Origin of the sequence: Croceicoccus sp. Ery15, from assembly GCF_020985305.1 — a bacterium.
Taxonomy (GTDB): Bacteria; Pseudomonadota; Alphaproteobacteria; order Sphingomonadales; family Sphingomonadaceae; genus Croceicoccus.
Window position 1 is genome coordinate 3176387 of record NZ_CP087588.1, and the last position, 18343, is coordinate 3194729.

Annotated in this window: 12 protein-coding genes; 3 read left to right on the forward strand and 9 right to left on the reverse strand. The window is 63.1% G+C overall.

Features of this window, described 5'->3' with window-relative positions; translation table 11 throughout:
- Positions 1–188: 188 nt before the first annotated feature.
- The 9 genes from groL to LOZ77_RS17865 form a co-directional block, all read right to left on the reverse strand.
- Positions 189–1838 (reverse strand): chaperonin GroEL, encoded by a 1650-nt coding sequence (gene groL / locus LOZ77_RS15580; RefSeq protein WP_230279888.1) that lies wholly within the window; start codon positions 1836–1838, stop codon positions 189–191.
- Between the two features lie 48 nt (positions 1839–1886).
- Positions 1887–2174: a co-chaperone GroES gene (gene groES, locus LOZ77_RS15585; RefSeq protein WP_230281903.1), complete on the reverse strand. Its 288-nt coding sequence runs from the start codon at positions 2172–2174 to the stop codon at positions 1887–1889.
- Between the two features lie 238 nt (positions 2175–2412).
- The gene (locus LOZ77_RS15590) at positions 2413–3831 is read right to left on the reverse strand and encodes an MATE family efflux transporter (RefSeq protein ID WP_230279889.1); all 1419 of its coding nucleotides are present in this window, start codon (positions 3829–3831) and stop codon (positions 2413–2415) included.
- 118 nt (positions 3832–3949) lie between these two features.
- Complete coding sequence (gene rplL / locus LOZ77_RS15595) at positions 3950–4327, reverse strand: 50S ribosomal protein L7/L12 (RefSeq protein WP_230279890.1); 378 nt, start codon at positions 4325–4327, stop codon at positions 3950–3952.
- Between the two features lie 86 nt (positions 4328–4413).
- Entirely contained in the window at positions 4414–4929 is a 516-nt protein-coding gene (rplJ, locus tag LOZ77_RS15600) for a 50S ribosomal protein L10 (protein WP_230279891.1), read from the reverse strand.
- Positions 4930–5246: 317 nt separating this feature from the next.
- Complete coding sequence (locus LOZ77_RS15605; RefSeq protein ID WP_230279892.1) at positions 5247–5627, reverse strand: YidH family protein; 381 nt, start codon at positions 5625–5627, stop codon at positions 5247–5249.
- A 184-nt stretch (positions 5628–5811) separates the two neighbouring features.
- Positions 5812–6051, reverse strand: a complete 240-nt coding sequence (locus LOZ77_RS15610) for a helix-turn-helix transcriptional regulator (protein ID WP_230279893.1) — start codon at positions 6049–6051, stop codon at positions 5812–5814.
- Positions 6051–6593 carry a DUF2975 domain-containing protein gene (locus LOZ77_RS15615; RefSeq protein WP_230279894.1) on the reverse strand — a complete coding sequence of 181 codons (543 nt, stop codon included), beginning with the start codon at positions 6591–6593 and terminating at the stop codon, positions 6051–6053. The genes LOZ77_RS15610 and LOZ77_RS15615 overlap by 1 nt, the downstream gene beginning before the upstream one ends.
- A gap of 28 nt (positions 6594–6621) precedes the next feature.
- Positions 6622–6756 (reverse strand): hypothetical protein, encoded by a 135-nt coding sequence (locus LOZ77_RS17865; RefSeq protein WP_255671140.1) that lies wholly within the window; start codon positions 6754–6756, stop codon positions 6622–6624.
- Positions 6757–7236: 480 nt separating this feature from the next.
- On the opposite strand from LOZ77_RS17865, the gene rpoB reads away from it, so the two are divergent.
- From rpoB to LOZ77_RS15630, 3 genes are all read left to right on the forward strand, one after another.
- A complete protein-coding gene (gene rpoB / locus LOZ77_RS15620) occupies positions 7237–11415 on the forward strand; it encodes a DNA-directed RNA polymerase subunit beta (protein WP_230279895.1) in 4179 nt (1392 codons plus the stop codon).
- Positions 11416–11488: 73 nt separating this feature from the next.
- A complete protein-coding gene (gene rpoC, locus LOZ77_RS15625) occupies positions 11489–15799 on the forward strand; it encodes a DNA-directed RNA polymerase subunit beta' (protein WP_230279896.1) in 4311 nt (1436 codons plus the stop codon).
- 182 nt (positions 15800–15981) lie between these two features.
- Positions 15982–18300 carry a bifunctional diguanylate cyclase/phosphodiesterase gene (locus LOZ77_RS15630; RefSeq protein ID WP_230279897.1) on the forward strand — a complete coding sequence of 773 codons (2319 nt, stop codon included), beginning with the start codon at positions 15982–15984 and terminating at the stop codon, positions 18298–18300.
- The last annotated feature ends 43 nt before the right edge of the window (positions 18301–18343 follow it).

Genomic DNA, 18343 nt, shown 5'->3' on the forward strand with positions numbered 1-18343 from the left:
CCGAAATGATTGCACCTAGGCGCCTGTAACGGACGAGGGCGCGTTTTGTGCCCCGCGCCGGTGATATGACGTTTCGGGATGTGGGGCAGTGTACAGCAAAGCTGAGCGTTGGATATAGCAACGCAAAAGAAAAGGGGCGCCCGCAAAGGGCGCCCCTCTCTTTGGTCCGATCGGGTCGGGAAACGGCCTTAGAAGCCGCCCATGCCGCCCATACCGCCCATGCCGCCCATGTCGGGCATTGCGGGGGCGGGCTTGTCCTCGACCACTTCGCTGATGGCAGCTTCGGTGGTGATGAGGAGGCCGGCAACCGATGCCGCGTCCTGCAGAGCGGTGCGAACGACCTTGGTCGGGTCGATCACGCCTGCGGCGGTCAGGTTTTCATAGGTGTCGGTCGCAGCGTTGAAGCCCTGCGTTTCGTCGTTTTCACGCAGCAGGTTGCCCGACACGACCGCGCCGTCGAAACCGGCATTGGCCGCGATCTGGCGAACCGGTGCCATGATCGCCTGACGCACGATGTCGACACCGCGGGTCTGGTCGTCGTTCTCGCCCTTCAGGCCGTCGAGAGCCTTGGTGGCGTAGAGCAGCGCCGTGCCACCGCCGGGGACGATGCCTTCTTCGACGGCTGCGCGGGTTGCGTGCAGCGCATCGTCGACGCGGTCCTTGCGTTCCTTCACTTCGACTTCCGAAGCGCCGCCGACCTTGATCACGGCCACGCCGCCAGCCAGCTTTGCCAGACGTTCCTGCAGCTTCTCGCGGTCATAGTCTGAAGTGGTGGACTCGATCTGCGCGCGGATCTGCTCGACGCGGGCCTTGATGGCTTCCGCATCGCCCGAACCGTCGACGATGGTGGTGTTGTCCTTGTCGATGGTGACGCGCTTGGCCTGGCCCAGCATGTTCAGCGAGACGTTTTCGAGCTTGATGCCCAGATCTTCGCTGATCATCTCGCCATTGGTCAGGATCGAGATGTCCTGCAGCATGGCCTTGCGGCGATCGCCGAAGCCCGGCGCCTTGACGGCAGCGATCTTCAGGCCGCCACGCAGCTTGTTGACGACGAGCGTTGCAAGGGCTTCGCCCTCGATATCCTCGGCGATGATCAGCAGCGGACGGCCCGACTGCACCACGGCTTCGAGGATCGGCAGCATCGACTGCAGGTTCGACAGCTTCTTTTCGTGGATCAGGATATAGGGATCGTCGAGTTCGACGGTCATCTTTTCCGGATTGGTCACGAAATAGGGCGACAGATAGCCGCGGTCGAACTGCATGCCTTCGACGACGTCGAGCTCGAATTCGAGACCCTTGGCCTCTTCGACCGTGATCACGCCTTCCTTGCCGACCTTTTCCATGGCTTCGGCGATCTTCTCGCCGACTTCCTTGTCGCCATTGGCCGAGATCACGCCGACCTGCGCGATTTCACCGGTGCCCGACACGTCCTTCGAACGCGCCTGCAGGTCTGCGACGACCTTGGTGACGGCGAGGTCGATGCCGCGCTTCAGGTCCATCGGGTTCATGCCCGCTGCGACCGACTTCATGCCTTCGCGCACGATGGCCTGCGCCAGCACGGTGGCGGTGGTGGTGCCGTCGCCGGCCGCGTCATTCGCCTTCGATGCGACTTCGCGCAGCATCTGGGCGCCCATGTTCTCGAACTTGTCCTTCAGTTCGATTTCCTTGGCGACCGAAACACCGTCCTTGGTGATGCGGGGTGCGCCGAAGCTCTTGTCGATCACGACATTGCGGCCCTTGGGGCCCAGCGTGACCTTTACCGCGTTGGCGAGTGTGTCGACACCCTTCAGGATGCGTTCGCGTGCATCACGCGAAAATTTCACGTCCTTGGCAGCCATTGTGATTTCTCCTCTTGGGAATTCTTGGAATCAGGAAACGCGAAACGCTCAGGCGATGATGCCGAGCAGGTCGCTTTCCTTCATGATGAGCAGGTCTTCGCCGTCGACCTTGACTTCGGTGCCGGACCACTTGCCGAACAGCACGCGATCGCCAGCCTTGACGTCGAGCGGGGTTACCTTGCCGTCTTCGGCCTTGGCGCCTGAACCGACTGCCACGATCTCGCCCTCGCTGGGCTTTTCCTTGGCGCTGTCGGGGATGATGATGCCGCCGGCGGTCTTTTCCTCGGCTTCGATGCGACGGACCAATACGCGGTCGTGCAGCGGACGGAATGCCATGATGATGACCTCTTCCAGTTGATATGGCGGGCAGGGGATGTAAGAAGCCCCCGAACCGCTTGGGTTGATGTGCTTTGGCACTCTCTGCCTGAGAGTGCCAGCGGCGCGGATATGGTCCGCCGTGACGGGGGCGTCAAGAATGGCGCGGCAGATTTTTTTGCGGTCTTTTCCCTGCAGCAAGGAAAAGGGGCGACTCCGCGTGGAAGCCGCCCCGTTGTTTACGCTGGCGCGATGACGTTTATGTTGCGCTTGTCACGAGGCCGAGACGTTCGCGCCGGTGCCAGCGCCATCCCATCAGGACGCTGGTGACGAGCAGCCCCAGGGCAAGGCCCAGCCACACGCCCTTGCCCGCAAGCGGGGTGTGAAAGCCGAGGCCCCATGCGGCGGCAAAGCCGAACACCCAATATCCGATCACTGCCATCACGAAAGGCACCCGCGTATCGGCCAGCCCGCGCAGCAGTCCTGCCAGCACGGCTTGCGCGCCGTCGAACAGCTGGAACCCGGCTGCGATCAGCAGGAACGACATGGCCAGCGCCAGCAGGTCCGCATTCGCCGGATCGTCCACCGCGATATAGATCGACAGCAGCAGTTTGGGCGCGGCCAGCATCAGCGTAGCGAACACCACCGCCATGCCGCCCGTCAGCGCCAGCACGGCCAGCCCCGCGCGGTGGATGCCTTCGCGCGATCCGGCGCCGTTGTGGATGCCGACGCGGATCGTGGCCGCCTGCGAAATGCCGAAAGGCACCTGAAAGCACAGGGCTGCCAGTTGCAGCGCCACCGTATGCGCGGCCAGTTGCAACCCGCCCAGCGCGCCCGTCAGGAACGCTGCCGCGCCGAACAGCCCGCCTTCGGCCAGGGTGATGGCCGCGATGGGCAGGCCGATCTTCCAGATTTCGCCCAGCCGCTGCCAGTCGGGCCGCCACAGCCGCCCGAACAGATAATGCCGCCGCATCCGCCGGTCGGACTGGATCACCGCGATATAGGCCGCGAGAACGGACAGGGCCGTAATCACGCTGGCGATGGCCGCGCCGCGCAGGCCCAGCGCGGGGGCGCCCAGATTGCCGAAGATCAGGATCCAGTTGCCGGTGGTATTGACCAGCAGGGCCAGCACGGTGATCCATGTCGCCACGACCGCGCGGTCCATCGTCGACACGAAAATGCGCAGCACGTTGGACGCGACGACGGGGATCGCCGCAAAAGACAGCACGAACAGATATTCGCCCGCCATGGCCGAAACCGTCGGGTCCTGCCCCGTCGCATGCATCAGCGGCTCTCCGCCAAGCGCCACGGTCATCACGAACAGGCCTGCGAACAGGCTCATCCAAAGGCCCATGCGGAACGAGCGGCGCATTTCGCGCAGCGCATGGCGCCCGCGCCCCAGCGCCGTCGCGGCCATCGGGGCGACCGCGCCGATCAGCCCCAGTGCGCACCACAGCGACAGCCCGTAGACCGACGTGGCAAGCGTAATCGCCGCCAGCTGCTGCGTGCCCAGCTGCGCCACGAAGATCACGTCGATGGCATAGACCGCCATCTGCAGCAGGTTCGCCGCCGCCAGCGGGATTGCCAGCCTTGCGGTCGCGATAAATTCCTCGCGCATGGGCCGCGCGCCCGGTGCGGGCGGAGCGGTTTGCAGCGGCGCGGAGTGTAAGGTCGTCATTACTATTCTCGAATCTCTATCGGGCAAAAAAATTGGGGCGGCGTCTTTGCGGACGCCGCCCCAGAGAGCTTCGAAGAGTTTCGAGGCTGTGAAAGTGGACCGTTCGGTCCGGACTTTCTTACTTGAGCTCGACAGTACCGCCGGCTTCCTCGATCTTCTTCTTGATCTCTTCGGCTTCCGCCTTGTTCACGCCTTCCTTGACGGGCTTCGGCGCGCCTTCGACCAGAGCCTTCGCGTCGGCGAGGCCCAGACCGGTGATCGCACGGACTTCCTTGATCACCTGGATCTTCTTGCCGCCGTCGCCGGTCAGGATAACGTCGAATTCGTCCTTTTCTTCAGCAGCGGCGCCAGCGTCGCCACCACCGGCCGGTGCCGCAACGGCAACGGCTGCTGCAGCCGAAACGCCCCATGCTTCTTCAAGCGCGGTTGCGAGTTCAGCGGCTTCGAGAACGGTCAGCTGCGACAGCTCTTCAACAATCTTCTGGATATCGGCCATTTCAATTCACTCCATTTCGTGTCGGGCGCCGGTCAGTCAGGCGGCCCGTAAATCGATCAGAACATATGTCCCTGTGTCGGGGCGTCTTATGCAGCGTCCTTGGCTGCATAGGCGCCGAACACGCGGGCCAGCTTGGCTGCGGGAGCCGTCGACAGCTGGGCGATCTTCGTCGCCGGGGCGTTGACCAGCCCCACCAGCTTGGCACGCAGCTCGTCGAGCGACGGCATCGAGGCGAGAGCCTTGACCCCTTCGGCGTCGAGCAGCTGGCCACCCATGGAACCACCGACGATTTCGAGCTTGTCGTTGCTCTTGGCGAAATCGATGGCAACCTTCGCAGCGGCCACCGGATCGACCGAAGTCGCGATCGCGGTGGGGCCGGTCAGGAACTCTTCAAGACCCTTATAGGGGGTCTCTTCGAGGGCCCGCATGGCAAGACGGTTCTTCGCGACCTTGTAGGTGGCACCGGCGTCACGCATCTTCTGGCGCAGGTCAGTCGACTGGGCGACCGAAAGGCCGAGGTTGCGGGTGACGACCACCACGCCCACCTCGTTGAAGATGGCGTTCAGCTGTGCGACCGAATCGGCTTTCTGCGAACGATCCATGCTTACTCCTTCACGTATGATCGCCCGCTTGCGGGCAGGCGATCGGCTCATTGTGTCCACGCACGCGGCATTGCGGCCGCCTGCGCAGTCGAGTCCGTCGATCAGGGAAGGAGTGCGCCGAAATGGCGCGGGCTGCGGCCGTTCCCCGCATGCGAGGGGGCCGCGTAAAACTCTTTTCCCCGTCTAGGCTGGACATTAAGACCGGCATATTCCGGTCACCAACTGTCTCGGACGGATGACGCGAATCCTGCACGGGGCGGGAAACGGTCGGGCGGCCCTTTGAAGCGGCGGGGGGCGAAAGTCAAGCCGGATGCGCGCTAGACGATGCGGGTCGCGATCCCGATGAACAGCCCAAGCCCGCACAGGAACATGACCAGCGCGATGGCAAGGACGGGGCGGCCGATATGGAACTGTTCGGTCCGGCGCAGGCCCGCCAGCGTGGTCCAGTATTCGATGGCCCCGATGGCGATGGCCGAAATCCCGATGCCGGCAAGGACCAGCGCGACGATCCGCGGGCTGTCGCTTCTGGCCAGCGTTCCCCCGGCCGCCATCGTGTCGAGCACCTTGTAGATGGTGAAGCCGAAGCTGAACATCGACAGCGCGGTGCGGATCCATGCCATCAGCGTCCGGTCGGCCGCCATGATGGTCCGTTCGGTGCCCAGGTCCAACGGCGGCTGGGTATTCTCGGCTGCGCTCATCTCGTCCCTCCTGAATGGCGGCCCCTTACTGCGCGGCGAGCATTAGGGGACGGGGCGCGCGGGGCTATCGGGGCTTACCCTGATGCGTCCCCGATATCTCAAAGCCCCGATATCATGCAGCAAGGCCGCCGGATTGCGCAGGGGCAATCCGGCGGCGGTGCGGGGCGGGTGGCCAGCCTTGCGTTCAGTCCGCCTCGTAACTCAGCAGATCGCCCGGCTGGCAGTCCAGTTCGCGGCAGATCGCTTCCAGCGTGGAAAAGCGGATCGCCTTGGCCTTGCCCGTTTTCAGGATCGACAGATTGGCAAGGGTCAGCCCGACGCGTTCGGCCAGTTCGGTCAGGGTCATGCGGCGTTCGTAGAGCAGGTCGTCCAGTTTCACGGCGATCCTGCTGATGCCGTCGTCGGTATCGGTTTTGGGAGGCATCAGACCGTTCCTTCCAGCTCTTCGCGCATTTCGGTTCCCTTGCGGAACACGCGGGCGAGGATGAAGAGGATCAGGACCAGCAGGATCGCGCTGAACGAAAAGCCGTCACCCACGTTCTCCGCATGGCCGTCCTCGGTAATATTGTTCAGCCAGATGGCCGCGGCGCTGATCGGAAATCCGATGATCTGGATGGTCAGCATGATCCACGCCATCCGGCTGAGCCGCGTGGCGTTTTCGGGCACGAAGGGATCGCCGTCGCGCACCGTATCGACCATCTGCCACAACAGCCGCGCGACCCAGAAGATCAGGGTGACCGCAACCCCCGCCATCGCGATCAGCAGGGCAAGCGCGGTAAAGGCCTCCAGCGGAACGCCCTCGCTGACCAGTTCGGCCTCGACCTGCGAGCGGAAGATGAAGATCGCGGGCACCGCCAGCAAGCAGGCAAGCGCGCCTAAAGCGGTAAGGCCCTGCATGACGACCAGCACGACCCGCGCGATGGCGAGCAGCGGATCGAGCTTTCGGGGCGGGGTGGTCAGCGGCATCGTATGTCCCTCCTTACAACTTTGGTGTTCAGGCCATTTCCGGCGCGGCGGCAACCGCGACGGTGACCGTGTCGGCAACGGGCGCCACGGTGGGAACCCACAGGCCCATGGCCAGCACGAAGGCGGCAAGGGCGGCGAAGCTTTGCGTGGTATAGCGTGTCATTTCATGTTCTCCGATATGTTCAATATCGAAAATCAATAAGGGCGACATCGTTTATCGTCAATCAATAAATATCGAAAAACGATAATTCCCTGATTGTTTTACGGAAAATTCCGGCGTTTCGCCCCTTGGCATGGCTGACCTGACGGCTGGATAAGCGAATCAATCGCATCCGCACCCTTTGACACTGTGGGGGTGCGACCCTATATGCAGCGGCGTCCGACAGCTTCGAGCAAGGCGGCCTTTGCGCGTAAGGTCACCACGGAATGGAAGCGGGGCATCAGCGAACGACGCGACGGCTGCAGGCCACGACTCACCGGATACAGGTGCTTTCGTGCTGTCTTGCGGCCTTTTGTCGTTTCTGGACCACCCCCTCGTGCACCAGATTTGCGGGCGGCCGTGCCCTTTCGAATCGCGATGGCGAATCGGAACAGGCGGCCACCCGACCGAGACGAACACCAAGGCGAAAGAGGCTCCCTTTCTATGGCGACCCAGCTCGACGATAACGCTATCCGCCAGGGCGGCAGCAAGAAAAAGCGCATCCGCAAGATCTTCGGCGACATTCACGAAGTCGTGCAGATGCCGAACCTGATCGAGGTTCAGCGCGAAAGCTATGAGCAGTTCCTGCGCTCCGATCCGGCCACCGGCTATGTCTCGGGCCTTGAAAAGACGCTGCGCTCGGTGTTCCCGATCCGCGACTTCGCCGGCACGTCCGAGCTGGACTTCGTTCATTACGAGCTTGAAGAGCCCAAGTACGACACGACCGAATGCCGCCAGCGCGGCATCACCTATGCAGCCCCGATGAAGGTGACGCTGCGCCTGATCGTGTTCGAAATCGACCCCGATACCGAAGCGCGCAGCGTTCTCGATATCAAGGAGCAGGACGTGTACATGGGCGACATGCCGCTCATGACCTCGAACGGCACCTTCATCGTCAACGGCACCGAGCGCGTGATCGTGTCGCAGATGCACCGTTCGCCGGGTGTGCTGTTCGACCACGACCGTGGCAAGACGCACTCTTCGGGCAAGTATCTCTTCGCTGCGCGCGTGATCCCGTATCGCGGTTCGTGGCTGGACTTCGAATTCGACGCCAAGGACATCGTCAACGTGCGTATCGACCGCAAGCGCAAGCTGCCGGTTACCGCGCTGCTGTACGCGCTGGGCCTCGATAGCGAGGAAATCCTCGAGCATTTCTACAACACCGTCGTGTGGCAGCGTGGTGAGGGCGGCTGGAAGATTCCGTTCACGCCCGAGGCATGGCGCGGCCAGAAGCCCGCGTTCGACATCGTCGATGCATCGTCGGGCGAAGTCGTCTTCCCCGCCGGCACGAAGATCAGCCCTCGCGCCGCGAACAAGGCGCAAAAGGACGGCCTGACCGACCTGCTGATCCCGACCGAGGAAATCTTCGGCCGCTATGCCGCCAAGGACATGATCGACGAGAGCACCGGCCGCATCTGGATCGAGGCGGGCGACGAAGTCTCGCCTGAGAACCTTGAAGCGCTGGACAATGCAGGCGTGGACCGGCTCGAGCTGCTGGACATCGACCACGTCAACACCGGTCCGTGGATCCGCAACACCATGCAGGCCGACAAGGCCGAGAACCGCGACATGGGTCTGGAAGCCATCTACAAGGTGATGCGTCCGGGCGAACCGCCGACGAAGGAAACCGCCGAAGCCCTGTTCGAAGGCCTGTTCTTCGACGGCGAACGCTATGACCTTTCCGCCGTGGGCCGCGTGAAGCTGAACATGCGCCTTGGCCTCGACGCCGAGGATACGATCACTACCCTGCGCCGCGAAGACATCCTTGCGGTCGTCAAGGAGCTGGTCGATCTGAAGGACGGCAAGGGCGACGTCGACGACATCGACAACCTTGCCAACCGCCGCGTGCGTTCGGTGGGCGAGCTGCTGGAAAACCAGTACCGCGTCGGCCTGCTGCGCATGGAGCGTGCGGTGAAGGAGCGTATGAGTTCCGTCGACGTGTCGACCGTGATGCCGAACGACCTCATCAATGCGAAGCCTGCCGTGGCTGCCGTTCGTGAATTCTTCGGCTCCTCGCAGCTCTCGCAGTTCATGGACCAGACCAACCCGCTGTCGGAAGTCACCCACAAGCGCCGCGTTTCGGCGCTTGGGCCGGGCGGTCTGACCCGTGAGCGCGCCGGCTTTGAAGTCCGCGACGTTCACCCGACGCACTATGGCCGCATCTGCCCGATCGAAACGCCCGAAGGCCCGAACATCGGTCTGATCAACTCGCTGTCGACCTTTGCGCGTGTCAACAAGTACGGCTTCATCGAAACGCCTTATCGCAAGGTCATCGAAGGCAAGGTCACTGGCGACGTCCAGTATCTGTCGGCGATGGAAGAGCAGAAGAACACCGTCGCGCAGGCATCGGCCGAAACCGACGCCAGTGGCCAGTTCGTCGAGGATCTCGTCTCGGCCCGCCAGAACGGCGAATTCGTGATGAGCCCGTCGGATCAGGTCACGCTGATGGACGTTTCGCCCAAGCAGCTCGTTTCGGTCGCGGCATCGCTGATCCCGTTCCTGGAAAACGATGACGCCAACCGCGCGCTGATGGGATCGAACATGCAGCGTCAGGCCGTGCCGCTGGTCAAGGCCGAAGCGCCTTGGGTCGGCACCGGCATGGAAGAGACCGTGGCCCGCGATTCGGGCGCCGCGATCGCTGCCAAGCGTGGCGGTATCGTCGATCAGGTCGACGCGACCCGTATCGTGATCCGCGCGCAGGGCGACGTCGAGGCCGGCCAGTCGGGCGTCGACATCTATCGCCTGCAGAAGTTCGAGCGTTCGAACCAGAGCACCTGCATCAACCAGCGCCCGCTGGTGAAGGTGGGCGAAGTGATCGAGACCGGCGACATCATCGCCGACGGTCCCTCGACCGATCTGGGTGAGCTGGCGCTGGGCCGTAACAGCCTCGTCGCCTTCATGCCGTGGAACGGTTACAACTACGAAGACTCGATCCTGATCAGCGAACGCATCGTGAAGGACGACGTGTTCACCTCGATCCACATCGACGAATTCGAAGTGATGGCCCGCGACACCAAGCTTGGGCCCGAGGACATCACCCGCGACATCCCGAACGTGGGCGAGGAAGCGCTGCGCAACCTCGACGAGGCGGGCATCGTCTATATCGGCGCCGAAGTGCATCCGGGCGACATTCTGGTCGGCAAGATCACGCCCAAGGGCGAAAGCCCGATGACGCCGGAAGAAAAGCTGCTGCGCGCCATCTTTGGCGAAAAGGCCAGCGACGTGCGCGACACATCGCTCCGCCTGCCGCCGGGCGTGTCGGGCACCATCGTCGATGTGCGCGTATTCAACCGCCACGGTATCGAGGTGGACGACCGTACCCGCGCCATCCAGAACGAGGAAATCGAACGCCTCGCCAAGGACCGTGAGGACGAGCGCGCCATTCTGAACCGTGCGACCTATAACCGCCTGCGCGACATGCTGCTGGGCCAGATCGCTTCGGCGGCTCCCAAGGGCGTGAAGAAGGGCGGCGAGATCACCGAGGACCTGCTGGACGAAGTCGAGCGCCACGAGTGGTTCAAGTTCGCGGTGGCCGACGACAACCGCCAGCAGCAGCTGGAAGCGGTGAAGAGCCAGTACGACGAGAGCGTGAAGGCCATCAACGCCAAGTTCGAGGACCGCAAGGAAAAGCTGGAGCGTGGCGACGAGCTGGCTCCGGGCGTGCTGAAGATGGTCAAGGTCTTCGTCGCGGTGAAGCGCAAGCTGCAGCCGGGCGACAAGATGGCGGGCCGTCACGGCAACAAGGGTGTGATTTCGCGCATCCTTCCTGCCGAGGACATGCCCTTCCTTGAAGACGGCACCCCCGTCGACCTCGTGCTGAACCCGCTGGGCGTGCCGTCGCGCATGAACGTCGGTCAGATCTTCGAAACGCATCTGGGCTTCGCGGCACGCGGGCTTGGCATGCAGATCGCTGAACAGCTCGACGAATGGCGTGCGAACAATCCCGACGCGATGGCAGGCCCGCCGCCCGCCGCGCTGATGGACAAGCTGAACGATGTTTATGGCGACAACTACGCCGACGACATCAACAGCCGCACGACCGAAGAAGTCGTCGAACTGGCGAACAACCTGCGCCGCGGCGTTCCGATGGGCACGCCGGTGTTCGACGGTGCGCGCGAAAGCGACGTGACCGACATGCTGCTGAAGGCAGGCTACGATTCGTCGGGCCAGTCGACGCTGTATGACGGCCGGACCGGCGAGGCGTTCGACCGCAAGGTGACCGTGGGCATCATCTACATGCTGAAGCTGCACCACCTTGTCGACGACAAGATCCACGCCCGTTCGATCGGCCCCTACTCGCTTGTCACCCAGCAGCCGCTGGGCGGTAAGGCGCAGTTCGGCGGCCAGCGCTTCGGCGAAATGGAGGTCTGGGCGCTGCAGGCATACGGCGCTGCGTACACCTTGCAGGAAATGCTGACGGTGAAGTCCGACGACGTTGTCGGCCGCACCAAGGTCTATGAAGCGATCGTCAAGGGCGACGACACGTTCGAGGCCGGCATTCCCGAGAGCTTCAACGTTCTCGTCAAGGAAATGCGCTCGCTGGGTCTCAACGTCGAACTCTCCTCGCTTGTCGATGAGAGCGATGACGAAGGCGGTCCGGCCCTGCCCGAGGCGGCGGAGTAAGGGGAGCGGGCCGTCCGAAACGGCGGCCTTCCCATCCGTCACCCAAGGTTTTCCCCTGATAGGGATGTGAGAAATGAACGAACTGACGAAATTCGCTAATCCGGCCGCAAAGCCCGAGACCTTCGACCAGATCCAGATCGGTCTGGCGTCGCCCGAGCGTATCCGCAGCTGGTCTTTCGGCGAGATCAAGAAGCCCGAGACCATCAACTACCGCACGTTCAAGCCCGAGCGTGACGGGTTGTTCTGCGCGCGCATCTTCGGTCCGGTAAAGGACTATGAGTGCCTGTGCGGCAAGTACAAGCGCATGAAGTACAAGGGCGTCGTCTGCGAGAAGTGCGGCGTCGAAGTCACCGTGACCAAGGTGCGCCGCGAGCGCATGGGCCATATCGAACTGGCCGCGCCCGTCGCGCATATCTGGTTCCTGAAGTCGCTACCCTCGCGCATCGGCCTGCTGCTCGACATGCAGTTGAAGCAGCTTGAGCGCGTGCTCTATTTCGAAAGCTATATCGTGACCGAGCCGGGCCTGACCCCGCTCGAGAAGTTCCAGCTTCTGACCGAGGACGAGCTGCTCGACGCGCAGGACGAATATGGCGAAGACGCGTTCAGCGCCGCCATCGGCGCCGAAGCGGTCAAGACCATGCTCATGGACCTCGACCTCGAGCAGGAACGCGAAGATCTGATGGAAGAGCTGGCGACGACCAAGTCGGCGCTGAAGCCCAAGAAGATCATCAAGCGCCTGAAAGTCGTCGAAAGCTTCATCGATTCGGGCAACCGTCCCGAATGGATGATCCTTGAAGTCGTGCCGGTCATCCCGCCCGAACTGCGCCCGCTGGTGCCGCTGGACGGTGGCCGTTTCGCGACGTCGGATCTGAACGACCTGTATCGCCGCGTGATCAACCGTAACAACCGTTTGAAGCGGCTGATGGAACTGCGCGCGCCGGACATCATCGTCCGCAACGAAAAGCGCATGTTGCAGGAAGCCGTCGACGCGCTGTTCGACAATGGCCGCCGCGGCCGCGTGATCACCGGCGCCAACAAGCGTCCGCTCAAGTCGCTCTCCGACATGCTCAAGGGCAAGCAGGGCCGCTTCCGTCAGAACCTGCTCGGCAAGCGCGTCGACTATTCGGGCCGTTCGGTCATCGTGACCGGGCCTGAGCTGAAATTGCACCAGTGCGGCCTGCCCAAGAAGATGGCATTGGAACTGTTCAAGCCGTTCATCTACGCGCGCCTCGACGCCAAGGGTCTCTCGATGACCCTGAAGCAGGCGAAGAAGTGGGTCGAGAAGGAGCGCAAGGAAGTCTGGGACATCCTTGACGAGGTGATCCGCGAGCATCCGGTTCTGCTGAACCGCGCGCCGACGCTGCACCGTCTGGGCATTCAGGCGTTCGAGCCCGTGTTGATCGAAGGCAAGGCGATCCAGCTGCACCCGCTCGTCTGCTCGGCCTTCAACGCCGACTTCGACGGTGACCAGATGGCCGTCCACGTGCCGCTTTCGCTGGAAGCCCAGCTGGAAGCCCGCGTGCTGATGATGTCGACCAACAACATCCTGTCGCCTGCAAACGGCAAGCCGATCATCGTGCCTTCGCAGGACATGGTGCTGGGTCTCTATTACCTCTCGATGGATCTTGAGGGCGAGCCCGGCGAAGGCAGCATGCTAACCGACATGGCCGAGGTGCATCAGGCTCTCGAAGTCGGCGCGGTGACGCTCCACTCCAAGATCCACACCCGCGTTCCGCAGGTGGACGAGGACGGCAAGACCTATCTGAAGCGCGTGGAGACCACTCCGGGTCGCATGCTGATCGGCGAATGTCTGCCCAAGAGCCACACCGTCCCGTTCGAGGTCGTCAACCGCCTTCTTACAAAGAAGGACATCGGCGACGTGATCGATCAGGTCTATCGTCACACCGGCCAGAAGGACACGGTGCTGTTCGCCGACGCCATCATGGTGCTGGGCTTCCGCCACGCATGCCGTGCGGGCATTTCGTTCGGCAAGGACGACATGATCATTCCGGACGCCAAGGTGCCGCTGGTCGAAGAGACCAAGGCGCAGGTTGCCGAGTATGAGCAGCAGTATCAGGACGGCCTGATCACCTGGCAGGAAAAGTACAACAAGGCGATCGACGCGTGGAGCCGTTGCGGCGACCAGGTCGCGGCCGCCATGATGGACGAGATCAAGGCCCAGCCCAAGGACGAGGAGACCGGCCGGATGAAGCCGATCAACTCGATCTATATGATGTCGCACTCCGGTGCGCGTGGCTCTCCGGCGCAGATGAAGCAGCTGGCGGGTATGCGCGGCCTGATGGCCAAGCCTTCGGGCGAGATCATCGAAACGCCGATCATCTCGAACTTCAAGGAAGGCCTGACCGTTCTTGAATACTTCAACTCGACCCACGGTGCCCGTAAGGGTCTGGCCGATACCGCGCTCAAGACCGCGAACTCGGGTTACCTGACCCGCCGTCTGGTCGACGTGTCGCAGGACTGCGTCATCGTCGAGGAAGATTGCGGCACCGATCGCATGCTGGAAATGCGCGCGATCATTCAGGGCGGTTCGACCATCGCATCGCTGGGCGAACGTATTCTGGGCCGCACGCTGGCCGAGGATATCGTCCACGCCAAGACCGGCGAAGTGCTGGCCACCAAGGGCCAGCTGCTGGACGAGGCGGCGATCAAGGTGATCGAGGATGCGGAAACGCAGGTTGCCAAGATCCGCTCTCCGCTGGTTTGCGAGGCGCAGCAGGGCGTGTGCGGCAAGTGCTATGGCCGCGACCTCGCTCGCGGTACGCCGGTGAACATCGGTGAGGCTGTTGGCGTGATCGCCGCGCAGTCGATCGGTGAGCCGGGCACGCAGCTGACCATGCGTACGTTCCACATCGGTGGTGCGGCGCAGCTCAATGAAACCTCGCACCTCGAAGCGGTGTCGGACGGTAAGCTTGTCTATCGCGACATGCCGACCATCACCGACAAGCGCGGCCGTCGCCTTTCGATGGCCCGCAGCGGTGAAATCCTCGTGATCGACGCCGAAGGGCGCGAGCGCGAAATGCACCGCGTCCCCTATGGTACCGTCATCCTGTTCGACGACGGCGCCGAGGTGAAGCAGGGCGACCGCATGGCAGAGTGGGATCCGTTCACCCTGCCGATCATCACCGAGCAGTCGGGTATCGTGAAATATCAGGATATCCTCGACGGCAAGACCATGACCGAGCAGGTCGACGAAGCGACGGGCATCGCCCAGCGCGTCATCACCGAATATCGCGCCGCGGGCCGTTCCAAGAAGGAAGACCTGCGTCCGCGTATGACCCTGCTGGGGCAGGCCGGCGACGAGACGGAGGCGGCACGTTACATGCTGGCCCCCGGCACGACGCTGTCGGTCGAGGACGGTGCGGAAGTGCAGGCCGGTGACATTCTGGCCCGTGCGTCGCGTGAAGCCGCCAAGACCCGCGACATCACCGGCGGTCTGCCGCGCGTTGCCGAGCTGTTCGAGGCGCGCAAGCCCAAGGACAATGCGGTTATCGCCAAGGTGTCGGGCCGCGTCGAATTCGTCCGCGACTATAAGGCGAAGCGCAAGATCGCGATCATTCCGGAAGAGGGTGATCCGGTCGAGTATCTGATCCCGAAGTCGAAGGTGATCGACGTTCAGGAAGGCGACTTCGTCAAGAAGGGCGACAATTTGATCAGCGGCTCGCCCGATCCGCACGATATTCTGGAAGTTTTGGGGATCGAGGCCTTGGCCGAATATCTCGTGAACGAGATCCAGGAAGTCTATCGCTTGCAGGGCGTGAAGATCAACGACAAGCACATCGAGACGATCGTTCGTCAGATGCTGCAAAAGGTCGAGATCACCAATGGCGGCGACACCACGCTGCTGCCGGGCGAACAGGTCGATCTGGAAGAAATGCTCGAAACCAACGCCAAGCTGGCGAAGGGCAAGGAACCGGCCGAAGGCAAGCCGATCCTGCTGGGCATCACCAAGGCGTCGCTGCAGACCCGCAGCTTCATCTCGGCCGCTTCGTTCCAGGAAACCACCCGCGTGCTGACGCAGGCGGCGGTCGAAGGAAAGAAGGACTCGCTGATCGGTCTGAAGGAAAACGTGATCGTGGGCCGCCTCATCCCCGCCGGTACCGGCGCGGGCATGAACCGCGTCCGCGTCGCCGCCTCCAGCCGCGATGCGGCGCTGCGCGCCCAGTATCGAAAGATGCAAGAAGCGCTGATCGCCGCCGATTCGGCAGAGGAAGAGCATGCAGCCGAACTGCTGCGCGATCCGGCCGACGATCTGGGCGACGATCCGCTGGCAGCGGTCGAGGGTGAAACCCACGGCACCGATGCGGATGCAGGCGATTACCTGAACCCCGAAGCGGCGGATGGTGACGGCGACAACGAAGCCTGATCGCTGACCGGCTGGCGGGGCAAACCGCCCCGTCGGTATGATTGAAAACGCCCTGTCGAGGTTCGTCCCCGGCGGGGCTTTTTCATAAGCGGCGCTTGTCCGCGCCGACTGTTTTACATGGATCTTAACTTCTTGCCGTTAACCCCTCGGCCATCGCAACGCGCGTTGAAGGTAAGGGGGCAATGGGGGCAAGGCAGGAAGCGGTGCTGAACCGCGACGAATTGCTGCTTGCCCGCAGGTTGGGCGATTATGCCGCGCATGCGCCGGTTGCCGCGATGTTGAGCGGCCTTTCCGCCATGATCGCCTGTGCCATTGCCCCGTCCGAACTAATGGCCATGTGGCACGCGCTGTGCGGCATCTGGCTGCTTGCCATCGGGGCGGTCAGCACCCTGCGCGTGTTGCATGCCGGCAGGATAGAGCCGGACACGATCGATTTCGGCTATATACGGCGGCAGGCTCGCAAGGCCGAGGCGCTGGCCTATGCCGATGCGGCGTTATGGGCACTGGGCCTGTCTTTCATCGCCTCGATGCTCGACCCGTCGACCCGCGTGACGGTCAACATACTGATCACCGGCATGCTGGCGACGGCGGCGATCCGCTTGCGGTCAATGCCGCGCATCGGGATCGCACTGACGCTGGCCTTTGTCGCAGGTGGAACCGCATCGACTGCGCTGCGCGGCGATCCGGTCGATTTCGTCAATGTGCCGATCATGCTCTTCTATGCGACGGTTGTGCTCTATTGCTTCCGCGCCGATGCGGCGGCCTATGAAGCGCGCTTCAACGCCGAATTCGCCGTGTCCGAAAGCGCCGAAACGATCCGCTTGCTGCTGCATGATTACGAAGCGCAGAGCGCGGACTGGCTGTGGCGTGTCGATCATTCGGGCTGCCTTGTCGGCGTGTGCGACCGCTTTGGCGAGGCGGCCTCGATGCCGCGGCCCGAACTGGAAGGAAAGGAACTGGTCAGCCTGTTCCGCCATGGCCCCGCGCGCGAGCATTTGTCGCACCGGCTGTTGCGGCGCGAACCGTTCCGCGATCTGACGCTGGAACTGGCCACCCGCGACGACGATCCGCTGGGCGGGCGCTGGTGGATGCTGTCGGCCTCTCCGCGTGAGGATGGCACGATCCGCGGTGTCGCCCGCGATGTAACCGCCACGCGCCGCACCGAACAGCGCGTCGCATACATGGCGCATCACGACGGCCTGACCGGCCTTGCCAACCGTTTTCTGTTTGGCGAGACGCTGGCCGGACAGCTGGCCCGCCAGCGCAAGGGCGACAGCTGCGCGCTGCTTTACCTCGACCTCGACCACTTCAAGACGATCAACGACACGCTTGGCCACAGCTGCGGCGATCTGCTGCTGACCGAAGCGGCGCGGCGCATAACCAGCAAGGTCAAGGGTCACGATCTGGTCGCGCGGCTTGGCGGCGACGAATTCGCCGTATTGCTCACCCGCTTCCGCGATGCGGAAGAAGCGCTGGCCGTGGCCGACCGTATTGTCGGGGCCATCACCGATCCCTTCCGGATCGAGGGACAAAAGCTGCATATCTCGACCAGCGTGGGCGTGGCGTTCTATAAGGGGCAGGGCGGCAATTCCGACGATCTGCTGCGACAGGCCGATCTGGCGCTCTATGCCGCCAAGGCGCGCGGACGCGCCTGCTTCGCGCAGTTTGAGCCATGGATGGAAGACCGCGAGCGAGAGCGGGCCGCGCTGGAAGCCGATTTGCGCAATGCGATCAAGCAGGGCCAGTTCGCGCTGCATTTCCAGCCGCTCGTCAATATCGATACGGGCGAGGTGGCCGGGTTCGAGGCGCTGGTCCGTTGGGAACATCCCACCATGGGCGTCGTCATGCCGGGCGAATTCATCCCGATTGCCGAGGATACCGGCCTGATCGTGCCGCTGGGCGAATGGATCATGCGCAATGCCATCGCGCAGGCGGCCGGTTGGCCCGGAGGGCAGCGCGTGGCGATCAACCTGTCCCCCATCCAGATGCGCAGCCCGCGCCTGATGTCGCAACTGGTGACCGCGATCGCCCATACCGGTATCGATCCTGCGCGGATCGAGCTGGAGATTACCGAAAACGTGCTGATGCAGGAGTCCGAGGCGAATGTCGCCTTGCTGCACAAATTGCGCGAACTGGGCGTGCGCATCTCGCTCGACGATTTCGGGACGGGCTATTCCTCGCTCAACTATCTACGCAGCTTTCCGTTCGACAAAATCAAGATCGACAAATGCTTCGTCGCCGATCTGGAAAAGCGCGAGGATTGTCAGGCGATCATCCGCGCGGTTACCTCGCTGGCGGGCACTTTGGGGATGGACACGGTGGCCGAAGGCGTGGAGCGCGAGGAACAGCTGGATTGGCTGCGCGCGGCAGGCTGCACCGAGGTGCAGGGCTATTACATATCCTATCCGTTCAATGTCGAGGAACTGAGCGACGGCCGCCCGTTCGACAGCGAATGCGAACGCTGGCGCGCGTCGATCCGGCGCCTTCCCAGCGCAGCCTGATCGTAGGGCCCGGCATAGGGTAAGGGCTTCGGGCGGCCCGTAA